The sequence below is a fragment of the Streptomyces sp. NPDC054847 genome, assembly GCF_053610925.1.
Genome location: NZ_JBSGZJ010000629.1, coordinates 1 through 3,142, shown reverse-complemented (window position 1 = coordinate 3,142; position 3,142 = coordinate 1). Strand labels below are relative to the sequence as shown.

Genomic DNA, 3,142 nt, shown 5'->3' with positions numbered 1-3,142 from the left:
GGCTGCGGCTGGGGCACCATGCTCAACCGGCTCACCACCGTCCACGGCGTCGAGCAGGCCGTCGGCCTGACGCTCAGCCGCACCCAGGAGGCGTTCATCGCCGGCCTGGACAACCCCCGCATCACCACCCGGGTCGAGTCGTGGGAGGACCACACGACCGACGACCCCTACGACGCGGCGTTCTGCATCAACGCGCTGGAGCACTTCGTGTCCTCCACGCTCCCGCCGCGCGAGCGGACCAAGAAGTACCGGGTGTTCTTCAACAAGGTCGGCGCGGCCCTCAAGCCGGGCGGCCGGTTCGTCCTGCACACCATGACCGCGGAGGCACTGCCGATGAACCGGCAGCTGCTGGACGACCTGAAGTTCCTCCAGCGCTCCGAGTTCGAGAACTGCCACATCCCGCACCTGCACGAGCTCACCCAGGCCGCGGAAGGCCTGTTCGACGTGGTCGAGATCGTCAACGAGCGCGAGTCGTTCGCCGTCGCCTGCCGCGCCTGGCTGAAGCTGCTGGCCGCCCGCCGGGACGAGGCCGTCGCCCTGGAGGGCGAGGAGGTCGTGGCCCGCTTCGAGCGCTACCTCGACATCTTCGCGTACACGCTCGAGGACAAGTTCTTCAACAACTTCCGCGTCACCATCGCGCGCCGCTAGAGGAGGCCCACGTGACGAGCATTCTGGAACCCGCGCGCAGCGACGGGAGTCCCTCGCCCGGCGGGCGGGCGACCGGCGGCGGCCCCACCCGGCATCTGCGCGTCGCGGTCATCGGCAGCGGCTTCTCCGGCCTGGGCATGGCGGTGCGCCTGCTGCAGAAGGGCATCGACGACTTCCTCGTCTTCGAGCGTGCCTACGAGGTCGGCGGCACCTGGCGGGACAACTCCTACCCGGGCGCGGCGTGCGACGTGATGTCGCACCTGTACTCGTTCTCCTTCGCGCAGAACCCGGGCTGGAAGTCCACGTTCGGCAAGCAGGCGGAGCTGTACGAGTACCTGCGGGACGTCGCCGACCGGTTCGGGGTCCGCCCCTACATCCGCTTCGGTCACGAACTGCTCGCCGCCCGCTGGGACGAGACCGCCCGCCGCTGGCACGTGAGCACCTCCCAGGGTGACTACACCGCCCAGGTGCTGGTGTCGGGCACCGGCTACCTCTCCGAGCCGGCCGTGCCCGCCATCGCCGGCCTGGAGGACTTCGAGGGGACGGTGTTCCACTCCTCGCGCTGGAACCACGGGCACGACCTCGCGGGCCGCAACGTCGCCGTCATCGGCACCGGCGCCTCCGCGATCCAGTTCGTGCCGAAGATCCAGCCGGAGGTGGGACGGCTGGACCTGTACCAGCGCACCCCCGCCTGGATCGGGCCGAAGAACGACAAGCCGACCAGCGCGCTGCAGTCGAAGCTGCTGCACAACGTGCCCGGCTACCAGCGCTTCCGCCGCAACTTCAACATGTGGGGCCGTGAGGTCCTGGCGTTCGTGATGAAGCGGCCCAAGGTCGCGGGCAAGATGCAGAAGATGGCCAGCGACCATCTGGCGAAGTCCGTCGCGGACGAGGAGCTGCGGGCGAAGCTGACGCCCGACTACGTGATGGCGTGCAAGCGCCTGCTGTTCTCCAACACGTGGTACCCGGCGATCCAGCAGCCCAACGTGGACCTGGTCACCGACGGCATCGACCATGTGCGGGCCAAGTCGATCGTCTCCTCGGACGGCACCGAGCGGGAGGTCGACACGATCATCCTGGGCACCGGCTTCAAGGCCACCGACCGGCCCGTCGCCGGCCGGATCACGGGCCGCGACGGCAGGCTGCTGCGGGACGTGTGGCGCGAGGGCGGCATGGCAGCCCACCGCGGCACCACGGTCGCCGGGTTCCCGAACCTGTTCCTGCTGCTGGGCCCCAACACCACGCTGGGGCACTCCTCGCAGGTCGTGATGATCGAGGCGCAGATCGGCTACGTCATCGACGCGCTGGGACAGATGGACAAGCGCGGCCTGGCCAGTGTCGAGGTCCGCGCCGAGGCCCAGCAGCAGTGGAACGAGCGGCTGCAGGGCCGGCTCGAGGGCACCGTGTGGAACGCCGGGAACTGCAAGAGCTGGTACCTGGACGAGCACGGCCGCAACCCGTCGATCTGGCCCACCTACACGTGGCGGTTCCGCCGCGCGACGCGCCGTTTCGACCTGGGCGAGTACCAGCTCGCCACCACCGTCAACGCCGGGCGGCCGGCACTGGAGAACGCCTGACGCCACGCGGCCGGCCGGCGGGTGGTCCCGCGCGACGGCCGGCCTGACGGCGGATCACTTTCCCCTGCCCTGCCGGCAGGAGTCGCTTCCGCCGTGAAGGGCGGAGTATCCACGGAGGTATGCGATGAGTACGGGCCCACAGACCGGAAACCGCCCCGAGCAGCCGGTGGCGCTGGTCACCGGCGCCTCGGGAGGCCTCGGCCAGGCCCTGGCCCTCGAGCTGGACGCACTGGGCTGCAGGGTCGCCGTCCACTACAACAGCTCGAAGGACGCGGCCCGGGCCGTGCAGGACAAACTCACCAACGACTCGGTCCTCGTCAGCGGCGACGTCGGCGACTACGACGCCGTCACCGCGCTGTACCGGGAGATCGGCGAGCGCCTCGGCCCCGTCGACGTCCTCGTCAACAACGGCGCGATCCGCAAGGACGCGCTGATGGCGATGCAGAACCCGGACGACTGGGCCCAGGTCATCCGGACCAACCTGATCGGCTCGTTCCACACCGCACGTGTCGCCGTCCCGCACATGCTGCGCCAGAGGTGGGGCCGGGTCATCAACGTGGTCTCGCCCTCGGGCCTGATCGCGACCGCCGGACAGACGGCTTACTCCGCCTCCAAGGCGGGCCTGATCGGCTTCACCCGCACGCTGGCCGCCGAGTGCGGCCGGCGCGGGGTGACCGTCAACGCCCTCTCCCCGGGCTTCATGATCACCGGCATGACCAAGGACCTCCCCGACCGCGTCGTCGAGGGCATGGAGGGCAAGGCCCCCATCCCGCGCTTCGTGACCGTGGAGGAGGTGGCCCGCAGCGCGTCCCTGTTCCTCGACCAGGACTGCATGACGGGTCAGGTGATCAGCATCGACAGCGGCGTCTCCATCACCTGATTACCTCGCTGCCCGGCGGCCCGCCGCCCCCTTCGAC

3 protein-coding genes are annotated in these 3,142 nt (G+C 69.9%); all 3 read left to right on the top strand.

Annotation, left to right across the window (positions count from 1 at the left end; translation table 11 throughout):
- On the top strand, positions 1-648 hold a 648-nt coding region (locus ACWGH4_RS33440), incomplete at its 5' end, for a class I SAM-dependent methyltransferase (protein ID WP_453467472.1).
- Between the two features lie 11 nt (positions 649-659).
- A complete protein-coding gene (locus tag ACWGH4_RS33435; protein ID WP_441267158.1) occupies positions 660-2,225 on the top strand; it encodes an NAD(P)-binding domain-containing protein in 1,566 nt (521 codons plus the stop codon).
- Positions 2,226-2,349: 124 nt separating this feature from the next.
- Positions 2,350-3,105: an SDR family NAD(P)-dependent oxidoreductase gene (locus ACWGH4_RS33430; RefSeq protein ID WP_356624051.1), complete on the top strand. Its 756-nt coding sequence runs from the start codon at positions 2,350-2,352 to the stop codon at positions 3,103-3,105.
- Positions 3,106-3,142: the final 37 nt, after the last annotated feature.

What these genes read in the sequence shown, in the direction of transcription:
- ACWGH4_RS33430 (WP_356624051.1), top strand. Translation starts at nt 2,350, where the DNA reads ATGAGTACGGGCCCACAGACCGGAAACCGCCCCGAGCAGCCGGTGGCG.